General features: G+C 75.3%; 19 protein-coding genes. 9 read left to right on the top strand and 10 right to left on the bottom strand.

The window, feature by feature from the left end:
* Positions 1-40: 40 nt before the first annotated feature.
* From ABD990_RS11375 to ABD990_RS11355, 5 genes are all read right to left on the bottom strand, one after another.
* Entirely contained in the window at positions 41-1,312 is a 1,272-nt protein-coding gene (locus ABD990_RS11375; RefSeq protein ID WP_345380344.1) for a geranylgeranyl reductase family protein, read from the bottom strand.
* 118 nt (positions 1,313-1,430) lie between these two features.
* A complete protein-coding gene (locus ABD990_RS11370; RefSeq protein ID WP_345380342.1) occupies positions 1,431-1,979 on the bottom strand; it encodes a DUF6069 family protein in 549 nt (182 codons plus the stop codon).
* A gap of 152 nt (positions 1,980-2,131) precedes the next feature.
* A complete protein-coding gene (locus tag ABD990_RS11365) occupies positions 2,132-2,386 on the bottom strand; it encodes a hypothetical protein (RefSeq protein WP_345380341.1) in 255 nt (84 codons plus the stop codon).
* A gap of 296 nt (positions 2,387-2,682) precedes the next feature.
* Positions 2,683-3,060: a hypothetical protein gene (locus ABD990_RS11360; protein WP_345380339.1), complete on the bottom strand. Its 378-nt coding sequence runs from the start codon at positions 3,058-3,060 to the stop codon at positions 2,683-2,685.
* A 140-nt stretch (positions 3,061-3,200) separates the two neighbouring features.
* Positions 3,201-4,613, bottom strand: a complete 1,413-nt coding sequence (locus ABD990_RS11355) for an FAD-binding oxidoreductase (RefSeq protein ID WP_345380336.1) — start codon at positions 4,611-4,613, stop codon at positions 3,201-3,203.
* Between the two features lie 157 nt (positions 4,614-4,770).
* Here ABD990_RS11355 and ABD990_RS11350 point away from each other — a divergent pair, with 157 nt between their 5' ends.
* Positions 4,771-6,219 carry a chloride channel protein gene (locus tag ABD990_RS11350; RefSeq protein WP_345380335.1) on the top strand — a complete coding sequence of 483 codons (1,449 nt, stop codon included), beginning with the start codon at positions 4,771-4,773 and terminating at the stop codon, positions 6,217-6,219.
* On the opposite strand, the gene ABD990_RS11345 is transcribed toward ABD990_RS11350, so the two are convergent.
* The gene (locus ABD990_RS11345; RefSeq protein WP_345380334.1) at positions 6,172-6,762 is read right to left on the bottom strand and encodes a TetR/AcrR family transcriptional regulator; all 591 of its coding nucleotides are present in this window, start codon (positions 6,760-6,762) and stop codon (positions 6,172-6,174) included. The genes ABD990_RS11350 and ABD990_RS11345 overlap by 48 nt on opposite strands.
* Before the next feature lie 113 nt (positions 6,763-6,875).
* Here ABD990_RS11345 and ABD990_RS11340 point away from each other — a divergent pair, with 113 nt between their 5' ends.
* The 7 genes from ABD990_RS11340 (at position 6,876) to ABD990_RS11310 (ending at position 15,527) form a co-directional block, all read left to right on the top strand.
* Complete coding sequence (locus tag ABD990_RS11340; protein ID WP_345380333.1) at positions 6,876-8,186, top strand: MFS transporter; 1,311 nt, start codon at positions 6,876-6,878, stop codon at positions 8,184-8,186.
* Between the two features lie 110 nt (positions 8,187-8,296).
* Entirely contained in the window at positions 8,297-8,701 is a 405-nt protein-coding gene (locus tag ABD990_RS11335) for a VOC family protein (protein ID WP_345380331.1), read from the top strand.
* A gap of 71 nt (positions 8,702-8,772) precedes the next feature.
* Positions 8,773-9,261, top strand: coding sequence for a MarR family winged helix-turn-helix transcriptional regulator (locus ABD990_RS11330; protein WP_345380330.1), 489 nt, complete (start codon positions 8,773-8,775; stop codon positions 9,259-9,261).
* Positions 9,258-10,505: an MFS transporter gene (locus ABD990_RS11325; RefSeq protein WP_345380329.1), complete on the top strand. Its 1,248-nt coding sequence runs from the start codon at positions 9,258-9,260 to the stop codon at positions 10,503-10,505. The genes ABD990_RS11330 and ABD990_RS11325 overlap by 4 nt, the downstream gene beginning before the upstream one ends.
* A 62-nt stretch (positions 10,506-10,567) precedes the next feature.
* The gene (locus ABD990_RS11320) at positions 10,568-12,601 is read left to right on the top strand and encodes an alpha-amylase family protein (RefSeq protein ID WP_345380327.1); all 2,034 of its coding nucleotides are present in this window, start codon (positions 10,568-10,570) and stop codon (positions 12,599-12,601) included.
* A 175-nt stretch (positions 12,602-12,776) separates the two neighbouring features.
* Positions 12,777-14,045: a hypothetical protein gene (locus tag ABD990_RS11315; protein ID WP_345380326.1), complete on the top strand. Its 1,269-nt coding sequence runs from the start codon at positions 12,777-12,779 to the stop codon at positions 14,043-14,045.
* A gap of 78 nt (positions 14,046-14,123) precedes the next feature.
* A complete protein-coding gene (locus tag ABD990_RS11310) occupies positions 14,124-15,527 on the top strand; it encodes an alanine--tRNA ligase-related protein (protein WP_345380323.1) in 1,404 nt (467 codons plus the stop codon).
* A gap of 87 nt (positions 15,528-15,614) precedes the next feature.
* Here ABD990_RS11310 and ABD990_RS11305 read toward each other — a convergent pair whose 3' ends face one another.
* The 3 genes from ABD990_RS11305 to ABD990_RS11295 form a co-directional block, all read right to left on the bottom strand.
* Positions 15,615-17,177: a bifunctional aspartate transaminase/aspartate 4-decarboxylase gene (locus ABD990_RS11305; RefSeq protein WP_345380321.1), complete on the bottom strand. Its 1,563-nt coding sequence runs from the start codon at positions 17,175-17,177 to the stop codon at positions 15,615-15,617.
* A 217-nt stretch (positions 17,178-17,394) separates the two neighbouring features.
* Complete coding sequence (locus ABD990_RS11300; RefSeq protein ID WP_345380319.1) at positions 17,395-19,713, bottom strand: bifunctional lysylphosphatidylglycerol flippase/synthetase MprF; 2,319 nt, start codon at positions 19,711-19,713, stop codon at positions 17,395-17,397.
* Positions 19,710-20,999: an alpha/beta hydrolase gene (locus ABD990_RS11295; protein WP_345380318.1), complete on the bottom strand. Its 1,290-nt coding sequence runs from the start codon at positions 20,997-20,999 to the stop codon at positions 19,710-19,712. The genes ABD990_RS11300 and ABD990_RS11295 overlap by 4 nt, the downstream gene beginning before the upstream one ends.
* A gap of 317 nt (positions 21,000-21,316) precedes the next feature.
* Here ABD990_RS11295 and ABD990_RS11290 point away from each other — a divergent pair, with 317 nt between their 5' ends.
* Positions 21,317-22,516 carry a baeRF2 domain-containing protein gene (locus tag ABD990_RS11290; protein WP_345380317.1) on the top strand — a complete coding sequence of 400 codons (1,200 nt, stop codon included), beginning with the start codon at positions 21,317-21,319 and terminating at the stop codon, positions 22,514-22,516.
* Between the two features lie 76 nt (positions 22,517-22,592).
* Here the strand turns inward: ABD990_RS11290 and ABD990_RS11285 are convergent, their stop codons facing one another.
* Positions 22,593-22,925, bottom strand: a complete 333-nt coding sequence (locus ABD990_RS11285) for a GYD domain-containing protein (protein WP_345380316.1) — start codon at positions 22,923-22,925, stop codon at positions 22,593-22,595.
* Positions 22,926-22,992 lie beyond the last annotated feature (67 nt).

The following is a 22,992-nucleotide window of genomic DNA, read 5'->3' as shown; positions in this document are numbered from 1 at the left end:
GGATCCCGGAGACCCCGGACGCCTCCGCGGCGTCGCCGGACTAGCCCCGGAGATCGGCGGCGGGGAACGGCCGGCGCTCGTCCAACCGCAGGGACAGCCGGCCCGCCGCGCGCCAGGCCCGGGCGACCAGGTCCGTGTCCTCGTCGGTCACCAGGTTGCCCATGACCCGCAGCGCGACCCGCATCAGCGGCGTCGACCGCATGCCGACGGGCCCGGCGAGCGGTAGCAGCCGGGGGATCGTCAGCAGCCCGGCGAGCCGGCGCGCGATGGAGAAGGCCCGGCCGTAGTGCCCGCGCAGGGTGGCGGGCCAGGCCCGGTCCAGGTCCTTCTCGGTGGCCATCAGCTCGGCGACGAGCCGGCCGGTCTCCAGGCCGTAGTCGATGCCTTCGCCGTTGAGCGGGTTGACGCAGCCCGCGGCGTCACCGACCAGCGCCCAGTTCGGCCCGGCCACGCCGGACACCGCCCCGCCCATCGGCAGCAGCGCGGAGCGGACCAGCCGCACCGGTCCGTCGAGCTGCCAGTCCTCCCGGCGCAGCGTCGCGTAGTGCTCGATCAGCGACCTCAGCTGGACGCCCGCGGGCCGCTTGTCCGTCGCGAGCGTGCCGACGCCGATGTTGACCTCGCCGGTGTGCAGCGGGAAGACCCACCCGTACCCGGCCAGGACCTCGTTCCCGGTGCCCCGCAGCTCCAGGTGCGAGGAGATCCACGGGTCGTCGTGCCGGCCCGACCGGATGTAGCCGCGGGCGGCGACGCCGTAGGCGGTGTCCTTGTGCCACTCCCGCCCGAGGACCCGCCCGAGCGTCGAGCGGGCGCCGTCGGCCACGACCAGCCGCTCGCAGCGGATCGTGGCGCTCCCGCCCTCGGCCAGCGCGAACGTGACACCGGAGATCCGTTCGCCGTCGCGCTCCACGCCGACCGCCTTCGCCCCCTGCACCGGCACGGCACCCGCCTCGAGGGCGACCTCACGGATCCGGGCGTCGAGCTCGGTGCGGGCGACCGCGCTGCCCTCGGACGGCAGGGACCCGCCCGGCCACTCCAGCAGCAGCTCCTGCCCGAAGCCCGCCGCCCGCAGGCCGCGGTTCGCCCCGTGCCCCCGCACCCACTCGCCCAGCCCGAGGCGGTCCAGCTCCGCGATCGCGCGCGGGGTGAGCCCGTCGCCGCAGGTCTTGTCCCGGGGGAAGACGGCGGCGTCGGCCAGGACGACGTCCAGTCCCTGCCGGGCGGCCCAGGCGGCGGCCGCGGACCCCGCCGGCCCGGCCCCGACGACGAGCAGGTCGGTGGACCCGGGGACGGGGCTGGGATCAGGCGCCATGCCTCCAGTGTGACAAGGCGAGATCGCCGACCGGGGCGAGGGCGGCCGCGGTCACACCCGCGCACGGGACGACGCCCGGGCACCCCACCGGCCCGGGCGTCGCCCCCGACTCGCGCGCTCACACCTCCCGGGCGCGGGCGGCGACCCGCATCGAGGCCGCGGCCGCGTTCCCGGTGAGGGTGGCGACGGCGAGTCCGATCACCAGGTGCACCGCGGCGAGGGCGAGGGCCCCGCCGAGCGACGCCGTGGTGACGAAGGGCAGGACGACCGCGGTCGCGGTGCCCAGCCCCACGATCCAGCCCAGGTACTCCAGCGGCCGCGGGGTCGAGAGCAGCAGGAGGTGGGCGATGCCGGTCGCGACGAGGGCGGCAGTCGCGGCGAGGGTGCACAGCACGACCACCCCGGCCGTCCCGAAGGTGCTGGTGCCGAGGGCGTGCGTCGCCGGCACGAGCCCGGTCACGACGCGCACGACGAGCGCGCCGACCAGGCCGGCGAGCGCCGCGACCAGCGCGGTGGCCAGGCCGCCCGACCACAGCCGGCCCGCGTCGACGACGCGGCGCGGCTGCTGCGGCAGCGGCCCCGAAATCGGCGCGGGGATCTGCGCCGGGATCGGCGCGGGGATCCGCACGGTCGGGTCGGTGAGCGGGGGGACGGGGGCGGTGGTCATGGCGAGCCTTCTTCCGGCCTTGCGCGGGTGGCTCCCGCGGCATGGGAGAAGGGTCGCGCCCGGGAGGCACCGGCACCGTCGGGCGGCCGGCGGGTGCGACGGGGGATCCGGACGTCGGGCGATCGGGGGACGACCGGATCGGCCGGTCCGGCTCAGGCCCGCGCCGGTACCGCCGGGGCCGCGGGCAGCAGGGAGCGCATGGCCAGCGCCCCGAGCACCGGGCCCGGGAGCAGGACGAGCAGCGCGACGGCCCACCCGCCGACGGCCGCGACCAGCGGGACCACCTGGATGCTCACCGCGGTGAGCAGGAAGCCGAGCGCGGTCTGGGTGGTCAACGCGGTGCCGACGTACCGGCGATCGGCGACGTCGCTCAGCGCGCCCGTGAACACCGCGGAGTCCGCGACCACGGACGCCCCCACACGGCGCAGAACGCGACCAGCCCGGGTACCCCCGCTCCGACCACCACCGGCGAGAGCAGGCAGCACGTGCCACTCACGGCCAGCGCCGCGATCGCCGTGGCCTCGCCGATGCCCCACTCGGCGCGCAGCCGCGGTACCACCGCCGAGGCCGAGAACCACACCGCCAGCCCGAGGACCTGGACGAGCGCGATCGCGGTGCGTGGTCCGTCCGTGCGGGCGCGCGGTGGCGGGCGACCCGCATCGGTCCTCCCCGGGGCGTCGACGACGTCGACGGGGAGTATCGGTCAGGTCACGTAGGGTTCCCGACCCGGGTCGTGGGTGCCCGTGGCCCGGCGCAGCTGCACGCTGGTCCAGCCGAAGATGCCGACGCAGGCCAACGCCACCACGGCGAAGACGATCGCCCAGACGACCGCGTGGTCCATCAGGAACACCACGGTGACCAGCACGCAGAGCAGGAACGCGAGCACCGAGATGCCGCGGTGCAGCTTGAGGGCGCTCTGCCCGTCGTGCGAGCCGGTCCCGGAGTTCGGGCCGCCGATGCCGAGGACCGGCCGGCCCTTGATGGGGGTCGCCGCGGCGCGGACGTCCGGCGGGGATGCCGACTCGGGGTCGCCGCCGTGGGTCCGGTGACCGGCGGCGCGTTCGTCGCTCGGAGTGGCCATGCGCCACTGTACCCACTTCCGGGGTGGTTGATTCACGTCTCGCCGCAGCTCACGCGCCGTCCACATGATCCGCGTCCACCTGCGCGACACGCCGTCGGGCCGGAGGGACGACGCGTCCCTCCGGCCCGTGATCGACGTGCTCAGCCGATCACGACGTTGGTGGCGAAGACCCCGGCGGGATCGAACCGGCGGGCGATGGCGAGGAGCCGGGCGCGGTCGTCGTCGGACCACAGGGCGCCGACACGGGCCGGGCCGGCCTGGCCCAGGAAGTTGACGAGCGAGCCGCAGGACCACGGCCCGACGCACCCGACGACGGCGGCGGCGGATGCGGCGACCACCTCGGCGGGCGGCCCGGCGAGCACCCCGACGGTGAAGACGCTGAAGGCGGCGTCGCGGCCGGCGACGGCGTTGGGCACCTCGGGCCGGCGGGCGACGGCGCCGCCGAGCAGCCGCACCTCGACCATCGCCAGCGGTACCTCGGCCTGCGGCCCGGCGACCGCGAGCAGCGCGTCGACGGCCTCGGCGGGCAGCGCGCCGAGCGCGGTGCCGCGGTCCCACACCGGCATCGGCTCGGTCGGGTCCATGTGCACCGCGTCGATCGCCGGGTAGGGCAGGTCGGCGATCGTGTCGAGCACCGGCCCGGCCACGGCCCGCAGCGGCGCGAGCAGCGCGGTGCCCTCCTCGGCCGGGCCGAGGTGGGTGAACCGCACGGCGACGACGAACCGCCCGCGCACCGGCTCGGGCAGGGCCGGGTCCGGCGGGGTGCGCAGCAGGGCGACGGAGGTGGTGGCGTCCTCGGGCAGGCCGGGCGCCCACTCCCGCCACGCATGCAGGACGGCCGCGGCGTCGTCGGCGGCGAAGAACAGGGCGCCGCCGAAGAACCGGCTGACCGGGACCAGGTCGAACTCCATCTCGGTGACGATCCCGAAGTTGCCCTTGCCGCCGCGGACGGCCCAGAACAGGTCCGCGTCGGCGCCCTGGCTGTTCTCCGACACCTCGCGGACGGACCCGTCCGCGGTGACGAGCGTGAACCGCCGGACGTGGTCGGCGGCGAAGCCGTAGCGGCGGGCGAGCGGGCCGAGGCCGCCGCCCGTGGTGTAGCCGACCACTCCGACCGCCGACGACGAGCCGTTGAGCGGGGCGAGGCCGTGCGGCGCGGCGGCGTCGATCACCGCGCGCCAGCGCACCCCGGCGCCGACGACCGCGCGGCGGTTGAGCGGGTCGATCCGTACCGCGTCCATCCGCCGCGTGGTGACCAGGACCGTGCCGAACAGCTCGCCCGTGAGGCCGTGGCCGGTGGCCTGCACGGCGACCCGCAGCCCCGCTGCGGCGGCGAAGCGGACGGCCGCCGCGACGTCGGCCGTGCTCGTCGCACCCACGACCACCGCGGCGGCCGGGGTGTAGGCCACGTTGTAGCCGGCGACCTCCTCCGCGAACCCGGGGTCGCCGGGCTGCAGGACGGGTCCGGCGACGGCGGCGGCGAGGGCCGCGACGTCGGCGGGGCGCAGGGCGTCGACCAGGGCCGTCGGGGTGGTCGGGGTCGAGATGGTCATCGGGGTCTCCCGGGGATCGGGCCGCGGGGAGCGGCGTCGGTGATCGAAGACTCCCGTCCGGCGAGGGTCCGCCACGACCGCGCCACCGGGCCTCCCCGGGGTGTGGGCAGCACCCCGTCTCGCGGTGCGGCTGCCCGTCCGGGCAGGATCGTCCGCCGTGGGGATCCGCAGGTCCGGGCGCGGCGCGGGGCGGCCCAGCGAGCGCCTCCGCCAGCCGCAGCCGCTGCTGCGCCGCCGGATCGCCTCCGGGCGGGGGGCGACGGACCAGCCCAACGTCACCGGGGACGGCGACGTCCCGCTCACGGCCCGCTTCTGGCTGACGGTGGTGCTGACCGGGGTGGGCGCGGGTCTGTTCGGGATCGTGCTGATGCTGCTCCTCGGCGCGGTCGCCCGCCTCGCGTTCGGGCCCGGGGCGGTCGAGGACTTCCAGGGCGCCGTCGAGCGGGCGTCCTGGCCCGGCCGGGTGATCCCCTTGCTGGTCGCCGCGGTGGTCGCCGGGGTGGGTTGGTTCCTGCTGCGCCGGTACGTCTCCGGCCGCTCGGACGCCGACGACGCCGTGTGGACCGGCGACGGCCGGCTCGGCTTCCGCCGCAGCGCGGGGACGTCGGTGCTCTCGGTGACCGTGGTCGGGCTCGGCGCGTCGCTGGGCCGCGAGGCCGCGCCGAAGCTGATGGGCGCGGTGTGCGGGTCGGTGCTCGCCGGCCGGGCCGGGCTGACGACGCCGCAGCGCCGCCTGCTCGTGGCCTGCGGGGCGGGCGCGGGGCTGGCCTGCGTGTACAACGTGCCGCTCGGCGGCGCGCTCTTCACCGCCGAGGTGCTGATCGGGGCGGTGCGGCTGCCCGTGATGCTGCCCGCGCTCGCCTGCTCGGCGGTCGCCACGCTCACCGCCTGGATCGGGCTGCCCTCCGGCCCGGTCTACGCCGATCTCCCGGACTTCGCGTTCTCCGCGTCGGCGCTGGTGTGGGCGGTTCCCGCCGGGGTGCTGACGGGCCTGGTCGCCGTGGTGTTCGTCCGCCTGATCGCCTGGGCCTCGCACCGCGTGCCACGGGGCCGGGGGATGCTGGTCGCCCCGCTCGCCGCGTTCGCGGTGCTCGCCGCGCTCGGGCTCGCGTTCCCCCAGCTCTACGGGAACGGGCAGGACATCGCCGAGCAGGCCTTCGCGGGGATCGGCGCGCTCTGGCTGTTCGCGGCGCTGTTCGCGCTCAAGCCGCTGGTCACGGTGCTGTGCCTGGGCAGCGGCGCCTCCGGCGGGTTGTTCACCCCGACGCTCGCCTGCGGTGCCGCCCTCGGCGCCTGCCTGGGCGGGCTGTGGTCGCTGCTCTGGCCCGGCACACCCGTCGGCGCCTACGCGATGATCGGCGCCGCCGCGATGATCGGGGCGGGGATGCAGGCGCCGCTGGCCGGCCTGGCCCTCGTGCTGGAGCTGACCCACACCGGGTTCGGGCTGATGGTGCCGATGATGGTCGCGACGCTCCTCGCGACGGCCATGTCGCGGTGGGTGGACGGCTACTCGATCTACTCCGCGCGGCTGCCCGAGCGGGCCGCCGCCGGGCGGGCGTCAGGCGGGCAGCAGCAGGTCGACGAGCCCCCGGGCCCACTCCGGTGAGCCCGGCTCGCCGGTGAAGATCGCCCGGTAGTAGAGCGGCCCGAGCAGCGCGTCCGCCGCGCGCTCGACGGTCGGGACCGCCCCGCCGCGCGCCCGCTCGCGCTCGATCATCGCCGCGAGCTGGTCCTCCCGGTCGCCGCGACAGGCGCAGGCGCCCTGCTCGCCCCCGGCGCCGAGGGTGGCGCGCATCAGCGCGAGGACGTCCGGGTCCGCGAGGTCGGTGGCGACGTCGGCCGCCCACCGCTGCAGGTCCCCGCGCAGCGAGCCGGTGTCGGGGACGACGACGTCCCCGGAGAAGCGGCTCGTCGCGACGTCGGCCAGCAGCTCGCCGACCGAGCCCCAGCGGCGGTAGAGGGTGGTGGCGTGCACGCCCGCCCGGGCGGCGACGACGGGGATCGTCAGCGCGTCGCCCACCTCCTCGGCGAGCAGCTCCTCGACGGCCCGGTGCACGGCCGCCCGCACCCGGGCCGAGCGTCCGCCGGGGCGGGACCCGGTGGCCGCGCCCGGGGTCCGGGGGCGCGTGACCGGCGTGGATGCAGCCATGCGGGCGAGTATGGCACCGATCGCTGCGACAAGCTAACGCAACGATCTGTGCGTTCGTGCTACCTTCGTCGAAGTTAACGCACAGATCGCTGCACGAACTTGCGAGGCGAAGCATGTCCGTCACGACCGGTGGGACCGCGGAGAGCGCCCCGGGCAGCACTACCGGCAGCACTCCGGGCAGCACTCCGGGCAGCACTCCGGGCACTGCCGCGAGCGGCCCGGCGGCGGGGGGCGTCCGGCGCCGGGCGGCGTACTTCGCGGCGGCGGCCGCGATCGTCGGGCTGTTCCTGGCGGCGTCGAGCGCACCGTCCCCGCTCTATGTCGTCTACCAGCAGCTGTGGGGCTTCACCCCGACCGTGCTCACGGTGGTCTTCGCCGTGTACGTCGTGGGGCTGCTGGCCTCGCTGCTGGTGGTGGGCGGGCTGTCCGACCACGTCGGCCGGCGCCCGGTGCTGTTCGGCGCGATCCTGCTGGAGATCCTCGCACTGGTGCTGTTCGTGCTGGCCGGGGACGTCGTCGTGCTCGCGGTCGCACGGCTGCTGCAGGGCGTGGCCACGGGCGTCGCGATGACGACCCTGGGCGCGGCCCTGGTCGACCTCGAGTCCCCGGCCGCGCCGGGGCGGGCCGGTGTCGTCAACTCCGTGGTCCCGACGAGCGGGCTCGCCCTGGGTGCGCTGGGCTGCGGCGCGCTGGTCGAGTTCGGGCCCTCGCCGACGAAGTTCGTGTACGCCCTGCTGCTGGTCGGGATGGGGCTGGCGGCGGCGGTCGTGGCGCTCATGCCCGAGACCGCCGCGCGTCGTCCGGGCGCGCTGGCCTCGCTGCGCCCCAAGGTCGGCGTCCCGCCCCGGCTGCGCGCCGAGGTCGTGCCGGTGGTGCCGGTGATGATCGCCAGCTGGGCGCTCGGGGGCCTCTACCTCTCGCTCGGGCCCTCGGTGGCGGCCGGGCTGTTCGACCTGCGCAACCACCTGGTCGGCGGCTTCGTCGTGACGCTGCTGTGCGGCATCGGCTCGATCACCGCGTTCCTGCTGCGCCGGCGGCCGGCGGTGCGGCTGTTGGCCCCCGCCGCCGCCCTGCTGGGCCTCGGCACCCTCGTGACGCTCCTCGGCGTGACGACCGGGCTCGTCGCCGTCGCGGCGCTCGGCACCGTGATCGCGGGCGTGGGGTTCGGGGCCGCCGCGCTCGCGACCTTCGGGACCTTCGCGCGCATCGCCGCGCCCCACGAGCGCGGGGCGCTGTTCGCCGTGGCGTACGTGATCTCCTACCTCGCCTTCAGCCTCCCGGCCGTGGCCGCCGGGTTCGCCGGCACCGCGTTCGGGCTGCGGATCACCGCCGAGGTCTACGCGCTGGTGATCGTGACGCTCACCGCCGCGGCGCTGGTCCTGCGACTGGCGCTGGCCCGCCGCGCCGCCTCGGTCCGCTCCTGATCCCGGCCGGACCCGCAGGGGGAACCCTCCGAACAGAGGGCGCCGCCGGTCAGGACGGCTGGGATGCTCGGGGTGATCACCGTCGATCAGTGTTCCCCAGGGAGGCAGACATGGCCCCGTTCCCGCCGCTCGCCCACGCCGCGGTCACGGTGACCGACCTCGAGCGCAGCACCCGCTGGTACGCGGCCCTCTTCGGGGCGGACCCGGTGCTCGACGAGGACGAGACCACCGGCGGCTTCCACCACACCGTCTTCGCGCTCGGTGACGGGCACCTGTTCGGGCTGCACACCCACCCCGGCGGCGCGCCGGACGGCCCGTTCGACGAGCGCCGGACCGGGCTGGACCACGTCGCCTTCGCCTGCGCCGACCGTGCCGAGCTGGAGGACTGGGCGACGCGGCTCGACGAGCTGGGCATCGCCCACGGCGGGATCGTCGACGCGCACTACGGCTCGGGCGTCTCCTTCCGGGACCCGGACAACATCGCGCTGGAGTTCTTCGCGCCGCCCGCCTCGTAGGCGCCTGCCGGATGGAGGCGCAGTAGCGGCCGCGCTGACCGGAAAACCGACAGGCCTGTTATATTAGCGCTGTGACATCGCCCGACCCCACCCTCGAGAGCTGGCTGCGGCCCCTCAAGGACCTCCTCGACACCATGGACTCCGCGATAGCGGAGCTCTACGCCGAGCGGGGGGTCAGGGGAGTTCGGACCCGGTTCAGCATGGCGCTGATCCGGCTGCACCACCGCGGGCCGATGTCGATCAAGCAGCTGGCGGCGCAGATCGACGTCACGCACTCGGCGATGAGCCAGACCGTGACCGAGATGCGCAAGGAGGGGCTGGTCGCGACCGCGCCCGGTGCCGACGCACGCACCCGCGAGGTCGCGCTCACCGAGAAGGGCCGCGCGCTCGTGCCCTTCCTCGAGGCGGAGTGGCGCGCCACCGAGGCCGCCTTCGCCGAGCTCGACGCCGCCCTGCCGTACCCGATGACCCGGGTGATCGACGACGTCGCCGCAGCCCTGCGCGAGCGGCCCTTCCTCGACCGCATCCGGGCCCACCTGCCCGGGTCGGAGCACGCGTGAGCGCGGTCGACCGGGTCCTGGACACCCGACCCCTGCGCGGGCACGCCGGCTTCCGCCGGCTCTGGATCGGGTCGACGGCGTCGGCCTTCAGCGGGCAGGTCGCGGTGGTGGCCGTGCTCGCCCAGGTCTGGGAGCTGACGGCGAGCCCGGCGCTGGTCGGCGTGGTGGGGCTCGCGACCGGCGTGCCCATCGCCGTGTTCGCCACGCTCGGCGGCACCCTGGCCGACGCGCTGGACCGGCGGCGCCTGGTCCTGCTCACCAGCGCCGCGGCGGCCGTCGTCGCGGGGCTGCTGGCGCTGCAGGCCGCGGTGGGCGTGCGGTCGTGGGCGCTGGTCCTGGCCCTGGTCGCGGCGCAGACGGGCTGCACCGCGCTCGGCTCCTCCGCCCGGCGAACCTTCGTACCGCGGCTGCTCCCACGGGACCAGGTCGCCCCCGCGCTCGCGCTGAACCACGTGTCCTTCCAGGGCGCGATGCTCGTCGGGCCCGCCCTCGCCGGCGTGGTGATCGCGGGCTGGGGGACCACGGCCGCGTACGCCCTCGACGCCGCCGCCACGGCCCTCTCGCTCTACGGCGTCGCCCGGCTCCCGGCGATGCGCCCCGACCGGGCCGACGTCCGGCGCGGGCTCGCGGCGGGCGTGCGCGACACCGTCGAGGGCTGGGAGATCCTGCTGCGCACCCCGGCCCTGCGCGCCGCGCTGGCCGTCGACCTCACGCAGACGCTCCTCGCGATGCCGGTCGCGCTCTTCCCGGCGCTCAACGCCGAGCGGTTCGGCGACGACCCGCGCACGCTCGGGCTGTTCCTCTCCGCGATCGCGGCCGGCGGGATCGGCGCCGGCCTGTTGTCGGGGCCGGTCACGCGGGCGCGCCGGCCGGGGCTCGTCATGGTGTGGGCGGCCGGGACGTGGGGCGTCGGACTCGCGGTCTTCGGGCTGGTCGACGGCCTGGTGGCCGGCCTGGCCTGCCTCGCCGTGGCCGGCGCGGCGGACACCGTCTCGGTGATCTCCCGCGGCACGCTCGTCCAGCTCGCGACGCCGGACTCGCACCTCGGCCGGGTCAGCGCCGCGGAGTACGTGGTCGGGGCGGCCGGGCCGGGAATCGGGAACGCCCGCGCGGGTCTTGTGGCGGGCCTGGTCGGTCCCGGGCCGGCCGCGGCGACGGGCGGGGCGGCGTGCGTGGTCTGCGTCGCGGCGATCGGGGCGCTGGGCCGGGAGCTCCGCCGCTGGACGGTCGACGACCGGGGCTGAGAGAGCCCCGCGCCGAGGCGCGCGATCCGGCGGCCGCGGCCGGGGCGCGGCAGGATGAGTGGATGATCGACCGCGAGGGGCCGGTGCCGTCCCGTCCCGGTGCCGCGCCGGACCCCGACGCGCGTCGCCGTCGTCCCGACGCCGAGCGGCGCCGCGCGGCCGCCGCCTGCCTGCGCACCCTCGTGCCCATACTGCGGCCCGAGGCCGAGGAGGCGCTCGGCCGGGCCGAGGCCGTCGCCTTCCTCGCCCGGCTCGAGCTGTGGTTCCCGGACCTGCACCTGCCGCTCGACGCGCTCTACGGCGACCGCCACGACACCGACGCCCTCGCCGCCCGGCTGGTTCGCGCGGCCCTCGCCGCCGCGGCCGCCCGCCCGGCGCCCATGCGTGAGCTCGACCGCCGCCGCGAGGTGCATCCCCGCTGGTACCAGGACCCGCGGATGGTCGGGTACGTCGCGTACACCGACCGCTTCGCCGGCACCCTGCGCGGCCTGCAGGCCCGCCTCGACCACCTCGCCGAGCTGGGCGTGACCTACCTGCACCTGATGCCGCTGCTGCGCCCACGCGAGGGGGAGAACGACGGCGGCTACGCCGTGGCCGACTACGGCAGCGTCGACCCGCGGCTCGGCACCCTCGGCGACCTCGAGGAACTGGCTGCGGCGCTGCGGGCGCGGGGGATGAGCCTCTGTGTGGACCTGGTGCTCAACCACACCGCGCGGGAGCACCCGTGGGCGCGCGGCTGGCTCGCCGGCGACGAGCGGTACGCGGGCTTCTACACCGCCTTCCCCGACCGCACCCTGCCCGACGCCTACGAGGCCGCCATCCCGGACGTCTTCCCCGACCGGGCGCCCGGCTCCTTCACCTGGGTCCCGGAGGCCCGCGGCGGCGCCGGCGGCTGGGTGTGGACGACCTTCTGGGACTACCAGTGGGACCTCGACTACACCAACCCGGAGGTCTTCGCGGCCGTGCTGGGGACGATCCTCGCGCTGGCCGACCGGGGCGTCGAGATCTTCCGGATGGACGCCGTGCCGTTCATGGGCAAGCGGCTGGGCACGACCTGCCAGAACCAGCCGGAGGTGCACGACATCCTGCAGGCCCTGCACAGCGCGGTGAAGCTCGCGGCACCGGCGACGGTGTTCAAGGCCGAGGCGATCGTGGCGCCGGAGGACCTCGTGCCCTACCTGGGCGGGCACCCACGGCACCGCCCCGAGTGCGAGCTGGCCTACCACAACCAGCTCATGGTGCTGCTCTGGTCCTGCCTGGCCACCAAGGATGCACGGCTCGCGGTGCAGGCGCTGCGGCGCATGGACCCGATCCCGCTCGACGCCTCCTGGGCCACCTACGTCCGCTGCCACGACGACATCGGGTGGGCGGTCAGCGACGTCGACGCCGCCGCCGTCGGCTGGACCGGCCCGGCCCACAGGCGCTTCCTGAACGACTTCTACTCCGGGCGGTTCCCGGGCTCCTTCGCCCGCGGCGCGCTGTTCCAGGAGAACCCGGAGACCGGCGACGCCCGCATCTCCGGCAGCGCGGCCGCGCTCTGCGGCATCGAGCAGGCCCTCGCGGTCGGCGACGGCGCCGGGCTGGAGGCCGGAATCCGGCGGCTGGTGCTGCTCTACGCGATCGCCTACGCCTACGGCGGCGTGCCCCTGCTGTACATGGGCGACGAGCTCGCGCTGCGCAACGACCGCTCCTACCTCGAGCACCCCGCGCTCGCCGCGGACAACCGCTGGATGCACCGGCCCTGGCTCGACGACGGCGCCTTCGCACGCCGGCACGACCCCACCTCGGTCGAGGGCCGGGTCTTCGCCTGGATGCGCCGGCTCGCCGCGGTCCGCGCGGAGCAGCTTGCCCTGCACGCCGGCGCGCCCGCCGACGTGCTCGTGCTCGACGACCCGCACGTCCTGGCCTGGCGCCGCCGCCACCCCCGCAGCGGCTCCTTCCTCGGGCTGGCGAACTTCGCCGAGCACCCGGCCTCGGTCGACGCCGGTCTGGTCATCGGGCTGGACACGGTGCTGTCCTCCGACGGGCCGGTCGAGGTCCGGGAGGGCCGCGCCCACCTGCCCGCGCTGGGTGTCGTCTGGCTCGCCGAACCCTGATCCGCGCTCCATGATCGTCGTCTCAGGACCGGCAGGGTCGGATTCCGACGCTCGCGGTCCACGTTCGACGATCATGCGCCGGTCCGGGCCCTTCCGGCGGGCACGGGGCTGTCGCGCCCGGCGCCCGATCGCTACCGTCGTCCGCCACACGGCCGCATGGCCCGGGGGAGGTGCGATGACGGCGACGGCACAGCCCGGGGAGCCCGGGCCGGAACGCGCCCGTCCGACGTCGACCGCCCGCGACGGCGGCACGGTCACGGAGGCCGCCACCACACCCACCGCTGCGGCTCCTGCTGATCCGGGATCGGACGGCGCGACGGCGACGGATGCCGCTGCTCCCGGACCCGCTCCTCCCACCACCCCGGCGATCCCGACCGCGCCCACCACCCGCCTCCGCGGTCCCGTGGTGCGTGACGACGCGGTGCAGACCGTGCGGCTGCTGGCCGTGGCGTTCGGCGTGACGGTGGTGGTGACCCGGCTCTACCTCGCGCTGACCGGCTATCCGCAGATCGGCGGCGGCGAGTACCACCTCGCGCACGCGTTGTGGGGCGGGCTGCTCCTGCTGGCCGGGGGCGTCGTGGCGCTGCTCTGGAGCAACCGTTGGGTGCAGCCGGCCACGGCGGTCTGCGTCGGCGTGGGTTCGGGGCTGTTCGTCGACGAGGTCGGCAAGTTCATCACCCGCCGCAACGACTACTTCACCCCGCTCGCCGCGCCGATCATCTACAGCACCTTCCTGGCGGTGCTCGGCGTCGTGGTCCTGGCCCGCCGCGTGCCGCGCGGCCGGCCGCGCGAGCTGACGTACGCCGTCGTCGTCCGGCTGAAGGACCTGGCCGACGGGCCGCTGCGGCCCGCCGACCGCAGCGGGCTGCTGCGCGACCTCGACGCGCTGCGGGCCCAACGGGAACGCCCCGACCTGGCGGCGCTCGCCGGTGCCGTGCAGCCGGAGGTCGACGCCGCGCCCGTCGAGGCGCCCCGCGACCGGCTCGGGACGGTGCGCGGCGCGCTCGCCCGGGCCGAACGCGTGCTGCTGCCGCGCTGGGTCCATCGCCTGCTGCTCGCGATCTGCTCGGCCGTGCTCGGCCTGCTCTCGCTGGTCGGTCTCGCCGTGTTGATCGCGCTGCTCAGCGCCGCGCCGGACGTGCAGATCGTGCTCGACGACCGGGCCGTCGCACCGGGCACCCGGCCACCGGCGCTCGTCCTCGCGTCGGCCGGGGAGGCGGTGGTCGGCATCCTCCTCGTCCTGGCCGCCGTCGCGCTGCTGGTCGGCCGCGACCGCGCCGGCACCGCGCTGTGCCGGGCCGGGCTGGTGATCGCCCTGGCCGGGGTGAACGTGGCCCTCGGGTACCTCGACGCCGAGCTCGTGGTGGTCGCGGTGGTCGTGGAACTGCTCCTGCTGCTGGTCGCGATCCGTTACCGCACGCGATTCCTGCACGACCGGGCGTGACGAATGGTGCAATTCCGGCCGGGCTGTACCCCGTTCTGACCTTATGGTCCGGGTGATCGCGCTGGCAGGGTCGGGAGAATGGACGCACAGGAGATCCGCCGGGCGTTCCTGGACGTACTCGCCCGGGACCGCCACGCCATCGTGACGCGCGCGCCGATCGTCCTGCGCGACGATCCCACCACCCTGTTCACCGGTTCCGGGATGCAGCCGCTGCTGCCGTATCTGCTGGGTGCGGACCACCCGCAGGGCGCCCGGCTCGCCGACGTCCAGCCCTGCCTGCGGGCCCAGGACATGGACGAGGTCGGCGACAACCGGCACACCACCTTCTTCGAGATGCTCGGGAACTGGAGCCTCGGCGACTACGAGAAGGCCGAGCAGATCCCCCGCGTGTTCCATTTCCTGGTCGACGTCGTGGGGCTGGATCCGAACCGGCTCTACGTGACCTGTTTCCTCGGCGATCCCGTGCACGGGATCCCGCGCGACGAGGAGAGCGCCGAGATCTGGGAGCGGCTGTTCGCCGAGCGCGGCATCGAGTGCCGGCGCATCGACCTCGGCACCGAGGAGTACGGCAACGAGCACGGCAACCAGGGCGCCCGGATCGCGTTCTACGGGGACAAGAACTGGTGGAGCCGGTTCGGCGGCCCGGACGAGATGCCCGTCGGCGACCCGGGCGGCCCGGACTCCGAGGTCTTCTACTACTTCCCGCAGGTGGAGCACGACACCCGGTACGGCCGCCACCCGCACCAGAACTCCGACGGCGGGCAGTACATGGAGATCGGCAACTCGGTCTTCATGACCTACCGGCGAACCGCGTCGGGCGTCGCCGAACTGCCCCGGCACAACGTGGACTTCGGCGGCGGGCTGGAGCGCATCGCCGCGGCCGCGATCGACAGCCCGGACGTCTACCGGGTCAGCCTGCTGTGGCCGATCGTCGAGAAGCTGCAGGAGATCTCCGGCAAGTCCTACGACGGCGGCGCCCCCGAGGTCGTGCACGCGATGCGGGTCGTGGCCGACCACCTCCGCGGCGCGACGTTCCTCGCCGCGGACGGGGTGAAGCCGGGGAACACGAAGCAGGGCTACGTCATGCGCCGGCTGGTCCGCCGCGCGCTGCGCTTCGGCCTGGACCTCGAGCTCACCGCGGGCGTGGCGGCGGACGTGGTCCCGATCATCGGGAAGCTCTTCGCCGACGTCTACCCGGAGGTGGCCGAGCAGGAGGCGCAGATCGTCGCGGTGCTGCAGAAGGAGGAGAAGCAGTTCGCGCGGACCCTGCGCAAGGGTCTGTCGATGCTGCGCCGGCTCAACCGGCAGGGCGAGGTCGTGACGGGCGAGCACCTGTTCGAGCTGCACGACACCTTCGGCATGCCGATCGAGCTCAGCCTGGAGGAGGCGACGCGCAGGGGCTACCCGCTGGCCGAGGACTGGCGGATCGTGTTCGACGGCCTGATGGACGCCCAGCGCGACCGCTCCCGCGCGGCCGTCTGACCGCGACCCGGCGGCCGGGTCGGTCGGGTCGGTCGGTCGGGTCGGCCGGCCCGGTCGGCCGGCCCGGTCGGTCCGGTCGGATCGCGGTCAGCCCACGAGCTCGTCGACGACCCGGGTGATCGCCTCGCCGACCCGGACCAGCGACTCGCCCGGCAGCGCGGCCAGACACACCCGGACGTCCCACGTCAGGGCCCCGTACCCGGCGCCCGGCAGCACGACGACGCCGTGGTCGTGCGCCAGCAGCTCGGGCACCCGGCGAGGGTCCGCCGCCCGCAGCCGCTCCGCGCCGGCCTCGCCGTGCCGCACGCGTGCGACCGCGGTGAGGTCGATCAGCGCGTAGTAGAGCGTGTCCTGTCCGCCGGGCGCCTCGACCGCCAGTGGGCCGAGCAGGGCGGCCAGCCGGTCCCGCAGCTCCGCCCGCAGCGACGACGCGTGCGCGGCGCCCTCCGGCATGACGTGCCCGAGCGCGAACAGGGCCATCTGCACCTGGTCGGGCGTCGCGAGCCCGGCGATGTTGTGCAGCGCGACCTCGCGGCTGTCGGCCACCATGCGGGCCAGGAAGGGCAGGGTCCCGGAGTCCGGGGTGAGCGAGGAGTACCGGCGGTCCGCCGCCGCCCGCGCCGGACCGGTGCGGCCGGCGAGGATGTCGTCGAGCACGGTGTCCGCGGCGACCGCGGCGAACCCGAGCCGGTTGCCCGTCGCGCCGAAGTTCTTCGAGAAGGAGTGCAGGCAGATCACGTTGCGCGGCACCTCGGCGAGCATCCCGCGGAAGTCCTCGACGAAGGTCGCGTACACCGTGTCGGCCACGATCACCAGGTCCGGGCGGTGGTGGTGGACGAGGTCGCGGACCTCGCGCAGCCGCTCGGGCCGGATCGCGCGGGTGTCGGGATTGCCCGGGTTGATCACCACGAAGGCCTTGATCGCCGGGTCCCGCAGCGCCTGCAGGACGCCCTCGTCGAACCGGTACGGCTTGTTCGCCGCGGCCCGGATCTCCACGATCTCGAAGCCGAAGTCCGCGAGCGCCGGGATCTGCAGGTAGGGGGTGAACACCGGGGCCGCGATCGCGATCTTGTCGCCCGGCGAGACCAGGCCGTTCTCCTTCAGCGAGCGGAAGGTGTAGGCCATCGCCGCGGCGCCACCCTCGGTGCCGAAGACGTGGAACCGCCCGGGCGGCCCGGGCTCCACGCCGGTGACCTCGACGAGGTAGCGCTCCAGCACCAGCTCGCAGTGCCGGAGCATCCGCGTGGGGGAGGGGTAGCCGTCGCCGAGCACCGCCCGGACCAGCTCGGTGACCAGCGCGTCGGGGTCGGCGCCGAGCTCGCGGACCACCCAGCCGACGGCCGCGGACAGGAACCGCGCGCCCTCCGACGGGTCGCCGGCGAGCGCGGCCGCGAGGCGGTCGGCGATGCCGGCGGTGGGTGGCGTGCTGCCCCAGAACGGGTCGCCGGCCGCCGCGGAGCCCGCCGCGCCCGCCTCCTCGACGGCGAAGGAGCCGAGCCGGAAGAACGCGGCCCGCGGGGTCGTGGCGATCCAGTTGGGCTGGCCCCGGCCGGCGTCGAGCACCGGGCGGCCCGAGTGCCGGGCCGAGGCGGTGAGGGCGGGCTGGGCGGCGGGCCGGGAGTCGGGGGACGCCGGAACGAGCTCGGTCATGACGCGCCTCTCGACGACGGGCCCCACTACGCGACCGGGGGCCGATCGCGCCTGGCGATCGGCCCCCGGCCGGACGTTGGTGGAGGACACAGGAATTGAACCTGACAGGGCGCCCCAAGTGCGCATCCCCCGTGCAGGAGGAAAACTAGCGCACCCCATTCCCGCACCACAAGGGCCCACTTCCGGAATCATCAGATTCAAGGAGGGAAAGGCCCGGTCAGTGGCCCGCGGGCTCCTTGCCGGCCCCGGAGAAACCCGCCGCGATCAGCTGCCGGGGCGTGGCGTCGGGCAGATACGCGCGGGTCAGGGCGATTCCGATACGCGGGAGGTCCGCCTCGTCACGGAATGCGAGGTGCACCGGTTCGTAGCGCGGCGAGAACTTGGCCTTGAACGCGTGCAGGGAACGGAATCCGTAGAAGGGTTCCAGCGCCCCGCCCAGCTTGTCCAGCAGCCGGTCGGTGCGGTCGAGCTGCACCGGGTCGTCGCCCCGGGCGAGCGGGGCGCCGGACAGGGACACGAACTCGTAGCCCTCCTTGCCGAACGCGAGGCACGCGGACGCGATCATGAACTCCATCGCCGAGCGGAACCCGTCCGTCCGCCGCCGCATGACGTCGAGGGTCCAGCCGCGGACCCGGCCGCCCTCGGCGTAGACCGGCAGCCAGGAGGTCACGCCGTGGACGCTGCCGCCGGCGTCGATCGCCAGCCCGACCTTCACGGCCGGATCCAGCGCCTCGTCGACCCCACCGAGGGTGAAGCCCATCTCCGGCAGGCCCTTGTCGCCCACCCACTCCTCCGAGATCGCCCGCACCTGCGCGAGGACCGCGAAGGACTGCTCGGCCAGCGTGACCACCCGGAACTCGATGCCCTCGCGCCTGGCCTTGTTCAGCGCGGTGCGGATGTCCTGCCACTTCTTGCCCTTGAAGGCGATTCCGGGCAGGTCGATGAGGGTGTCCTCGGCGATCTGCACCGTCCGCCAGCCCGCGGCCCGGGCGGCCTCGGCGGCGGTGTCGGTCACCGAGAACAGGCAGGGCGTGAGCCCGCCCCGCTCGGCGTCCTCGGTGAACTCGGTGACCGCCGCGGCGATGGTGCCCTGCGGGGCCACCGGGTCGGCGAGGGCGAGCGCGATCCCCGCGTGCCGCTGGTAACCGACGTAGCCGCGGCCGTCCCGCAGGAAGTAGAAGCGCATCTCCGGCCACAGCGTCATCCAGGACATCGTCGAGCCGCCCACCGAGGTGAGCAGGGCGCGGGCGCGCACGAGCGCGTCGCCCTCGTCCGCGGCGACCCCGCCCGGCACCCGGCGTCGGATCGGGACCCGGAAGGCCCGCCGGTTGAACAGCAGCACGACCAGCACGGCGAGCCAGAGCACCCCGGTGCCGAGGGTGATCGCCTCGTCGGTCACCACGCCGCCCACCAGGAGGATGACGACGGCGGCCACCGCGACCAGCACGTTCAGCGTGCCGAGCACGACGGTGACCCACCACGCCCAGCGCTTGCCGAGCCGCAGCGCGTTCGCGACGATCCCGACGATCACGAGGTCGATCAGGACGTCGAGCAGCGAGGTCGCCCGCCCGGCAGTCTCGCCGAACGGGCCGCGGCCGGGGAACAGCAGCACGACGAGCTCGGTCAGCGCGATGGCGAGGAGTCCGGCGAAGGCCAGCAGCCGCGTCTCCCGCCGGGTGCGCGGCCCGAAGCCGGGCTCCACCGCGAACAGCCGCTGGCCCACCCCGAACCCGACGCCGACGGCGATGAGGTGCGCGACGTCGGACAGCGTGCCCTCGAACAGGAACCCGACCAGGACGTAGAAGCCGAGCAGCGCCCGGATCCGCAGCCGCCAGGGCGAGCGGAGCGCGGCCGTGGTGACCGCGAGGACGGTCAGCGCGCCGGTGGTGAACCCGGCGTCGCGCACGGTCGCGAGGTGCACCGCCCAGGGCCACGACGTGTGCGACAGCGCCCAGACCAGCAGCGACGCCAGCAGCACGCCGCCGATCTCGCCGGCCAGGGCGGTGACCGCCACGACCCGGGTGCCCATCCGGATCTCGCACGCGCCCACGACCACCGCGAACAGCAGCAGCCCGGTCACGTACTGGCCGGGCGTGATCGCGAAGAACCAGCCGGTGAACAGCGTCCAGACCCGGCCCTCCTGCAGCGCCGGCACGCCGTAGGCGACCTGCGGGAACCAGCCCTCCTGCCAGAGCGGGCGCCAGATCGTGCGCCCCACCAGGCCGAGGAGCAGGGTCAGCGCGATCACCGTGATCGTGAACGGCATCCGTCGCCAGGCCTGCGGAAGGGCGGCGGTCAGCCGGGAGGCCCAGACCTCGAAGGGGGCCGTGCGGCCGGCGGCCGCGGGCAGCGGCGCCGACGCCGGCGGTGCGGCCTCCGCGGTCACCGGGGCGGTGGGCGGCGGACCCGGTGCCTTGTCCGCCGGTGCCTTCTCCGCGGCTGTCGTGGCCGCGGGTGTCGTGTCCGTGCCCGCCGGCGGCGTGTTCGGCGGCGTCGCACCGGGGGCGGCAGGGGTGGTCTCCTCCGCCCCGCTCACCCCCCGGTCGGGGCCGTCAGGCCCAGTCGCGGCCCCAGGAAGTCCATCGCCGGCGGGAGCGACGCGTGCGGCACCGCCCACGAGTGCCCCTGACCCGGCACGACCTGCGTCCGCACCGTCATCCCGGCCCGTTGCGCGGCCGTCGAGACCTCGGTCTGCCATGCCCCCACCTCCTGTTCGTCCCCGCCGCAGGCGAAGTAGCCCCACACCTCGGGGTACCTCCGCTCCGCGAGCAGGGTCAGCGGCGTGAGCGCGTCGAACGCCGCGGTGTCGCCGTGGAACGCCCTCTGGATCGTCTGCGTCCGGTCGGCGCTGATCGCGGGCTCGCGCTCGCCCGCCATGTCGACGAAGTTCGGGTAGAGGTCCGGGTGCCGGGTCGCCATCTGCACGGCGCAGGTGCCGCCGAAGGACCAGCCGCCGAAGGCCCAGTGCGCGTGGTTCGAGTCGATCCCGAGGTTGGCCTCGATCCACCGCGGCACGTCGACCGACAGATAGGTGTCGGCCTTCGCGATGTCCGAGTCCATGCACATCGTGTTGTTCCCGTCCGCCCCGTTCGGGTCGACGACGACGGTGACCGGCGCGAGGCCGCCGTGCCGCTGCGCCACGTCGTCCATCAACGCCTGAAGGGTGCCCCCGACGACCCAGTCCTGGGGACCCCCCGGCTGGCCGGCGACCAGGACGAGCACCGGCAGCAGCGGCGCGTTCGGCGAGTTGTAGGCGGCGGGGAGGTACAGCTGGGCGTCCCGCGCGGTGAACCCGCTGACGGTCCCGGGGATCGGCGCGCTCTCGATGCTCGACGGCACCGTCGCCGGACCCGTCCACCGTGAGGCGACCGGCGTGGTCATGGGGCGGGACGCGGCGTCGTGCCCGCCCGCGAAGGAGCGCTCGTCGCCCGTGCCGGCCAGGGCGGAGACGGTGGGGTACTGCTCGAAGTAGACGTTGACCTGGGAGGCCGCGCTCACGAGCACCAGCAGCCCGCAGACGAGCGCGAGGACCTTCCGGCCCGGGCTGGTGCCGAACAGCGACCCCACCGCGAGCGCGATCCCGCCGACACCGAGCGCGAGCCAGATCAGCACCTGCCGGGGGAGCGGCTCGGGAAGGAGGTCCAGCCCGTCGACCACGAGCGGGTTCAGCCCCGCGAAGACCAGTGCCGCGACCAGCACGGCCAGGACCACGGAGACGACCGCGCCGCGGCCCCACCGCGTCAGCAACGCGAACAGCGCGACCCCGCCGACGGCCAGCAGCACCACCGGCAGCCACCCGTCGACGAGCGAGAGTCCGCCCACCCCGCTCCTCCCACCGCCCCGACGATCACCCCCGCGTGATCACCGTCGGGTTCGTCACGTTGCGGTGCACCGTTACGGTCCAGGATGGAGCGGGCACGCTGCGGGACCGGAAATCACCCGCGCGGGTGAAGTTCCCGCCGTGCGGCCGCGCTGCGGCCGCCGTGCCGCCGCTGTGCAGCCGCCGTGCCGCCCACCGTTCCACCGGCCGCCGCCGGGGTCCGCGCCGTTTCGCCCCAGGCCCACCGGGTACCGCCGCCTCCGACCGTGTCCGCTCGACAGGGCCCGCCCGGCGCGGCGCCCGGAACGGGAGGAACCCCGTGCGACTCGACTGGCTGCGCGACGCCTGCGCCGCCCCCGGCCCCTTCGCCACCGTGCTGCTCGACGTCACCCACGACACCGAGGACGCGGGGCGCCAGGACGAGCTCCGGCGCCGCGGCGTCCGGGAGGAGCTGGCGGGGCAGGGCGCGCCGGAGACCGTCGTCGACGCCGTCGACGCCGCGCTGGCCGACGCGCCACCGCCGGAGGGCACCGGCGGCCGGATCCTGGTGGCCGCGGAGAAGGGCATCCTGGTCGACGCGACCACCCCGGCCCCGCCGCGGACCTCCGTGACCACGTGGTCACCGCTGCCCGAGCTGGCCGCCGTGACCGAGTCCTTCCGCGAGGAGGTCCCGGTCGTGGTCGTCCGGATCCACGACTCCGGCGGTGAGGTGCTCGCCCCGGGCGACGCCGCGCCGGAGGAGGTCAAGGGCCGCAGCAGGCCGGTGCACAAGGTGCGCGGCGGCGGCCTCGCGCACCTGAACATGCAGGAGCACGTGGAGGAGACCTGGCGGGAGAACACCGCCGACGTCGCGGCCCGGGTGGACGAGCGCGTCCGGGCGTGCGGCGCCCAGGTCCTGGTGGTGCTCGGGGACTCGCCGGCGCGCTCCCGCCTGGTCGACGCGCTGCCCGAGCGGTCCGCGCGGATCGTCGCGGAGGTCGAGCACACGGCGGGCGCCTCGCCCGACGAGGTGCCGGACACCGTGGCCGCGGCCGTCGAGGACCTGCTCGACGCCCGGCGCCGCGAGTCCTACGCGCACTACCGCCAGCTCGCCGGGCGGCCGGACGGGCAGGCCGTGACCGGCCTGGCGGACGTCGTGGCCGCGGTGCGGGCCGAGGCCGTCGACACCCTGTTCCTCGATCCCGCGATCCTCACGGACGCCGAGCTGTGGGCCGGGAACGAGCCCACGCACCTCGGCGTGCAGCGCGAGGAGCTGGAGGCGCTGAACGTCACCGAGACGCACCAGGTCCCCGCCGTGTCCGCGATCATCCGCGCGGTCGCGTGCCAGAGCGGGCAGCTCGTGCGGCTCGACGACCCGGACGTCGTCCGCGGCCGGGACCGGCTCGACGACGCGCGGCAGGCGGAGGAGCAGGCCCGGGAGGCCGCGGACGCCGCGGGCGAGGAAGCCCCGGAGACCGGGCTCCTCGCGAACGGGGAGCTGGCCGACGGCCTGGCCGCCACCCTGCGTTTCCCGATCTGACCTCCGGAACGACCGCACGACGGCACGACGCATGCCGGCAGGGCGTGCGTCGTGCCGTCGCGTCCGGGCCCGGGCTTCAGTCCCCGGGCCGGACGTACGACTGGGCCGTCGCCCCCGCCTTCTCCAGGACCTCGACCAGCTCGGCGGGCGTGATCAGCTCCCGGGTCTCGTGGTGGGTGAAGGCCCCGGACGAGGTCACCGCGAGCGAGAGCGCGGCGGCCGACCGGGAGTCGGGGGCATCGAAGATCACCATGCCGTCCTGGCCGCCGAACATGTAGTACAGCGCCTCGAGCCGCCCGCCGTGCTGCTCGAGCGCGTTGCGGACGACCGAGGTGCGGTCCTGGGGCTTCATCACCAACCGGTTCCAGGCGTCGGGGCTGTAGCTGAAGAAGAACACGAACTTCGCCATCTCGACCTCCTCGTCCGTCCGACCGACCAGGATGCCCCCGCCGACGGCCTGCTGTCGCTGCGTAGAG

Source organism: Pseudonocardia yuanmonensis, assembly GCF_039542425.1.
GTDB lineage: Bacteria > Actinomycetota > Actinomycetes > Mycobacteriales > Pseudonocardiaceae > Pseudonocardia > Pseudonocardia yuanmonensis.
This window is presented reverse-complemented; position numbering and strand designations above follow the sequence as displayed.

Coding starts and splice junctions, on each gene's coding strand:
- ABD990_RS11375 (WP_345380344.1), bottom strand. CDS start 1,312: ATGGCGCCTGATCCCAGCCCCGTCCCCGGGTCCACCGACCTGCTCGTC.
- ABD990_RS11370 (WP_345380342.1), bottom strand. CDS start 1,979: ATGACCACCGCCCCCGTCCCCCCGCTCACCGACCCGACCGTGCGGATC.
- ABD990_RS11360 (WP_345380339.1), bottom strand. CDS start 3,060: ATGGCCACTCCGAGCGACGAACGCGCCGCCGGTCACCGGACCCACGGC.
- ABD990_RS11355 (WP_345380336.1), bottom strand. CDS start 4,613: ATGACCATCTCGACCCCGACCACCCCGACGGCCCTGGTCGACGCCCTG.
- ABD990_RS11345 (WP_345380334.1), bottom strand. CDS start 6,762: ATGGCTGCATCCACGCCGGTCACGCGCCCCCGGACCCCGGGCGCGGCC.
- ABD990_RS11340 (WP_345380333.1), top strand. CDS start 6,876: ATGTCCGTCACGACCGGTGGGACCGCGGAGAGCGCCCCGGGCAGCACT.
- ABD990_RS11335 (WP_345380331.1), top strand. CDS start 8,297: ATGGCCCCGTTCCCGCCGCTCGCCCACGCCGCGGTCACGGTGACCGAC.
- ABD990_RS11320 (WP_345380327.1), top strand. CDS start 10,568: ATGATCGACCGCGAGGGGCCGGTGCCGTCCCGTCCCGGTGCCGCGCCG.
- ABD990_RS11315 (WP_345380326.1), top strand. CDS start 12,777: ATGACGGCGACGGCACAGCCCGGGGAGCCCGGGCCGGAACGCGCCCGT.
- ABD990_RS11310 (WP_345380323.1), top strand. CDS start 14,124: ATGGACGCACAGGAGATCCGCCGGGCGTTCCTGGACGTACTCGCCCGG.
- ABD990_RS11305 (WP_345380321.1), bottom strand. CDS start 17,177: ATGACCGAGCTCGTTCCGGCGTCCCCCGACTCCCGGCCCGCCGCCCAG.
- ABD990_RS11285 (WP_345380316.1), bottom strand. CDS start 22,925: ATGGCGAAGTTCGTGTTCTTCTTCAGCTACAGCCCCGACGCCTGGAAC.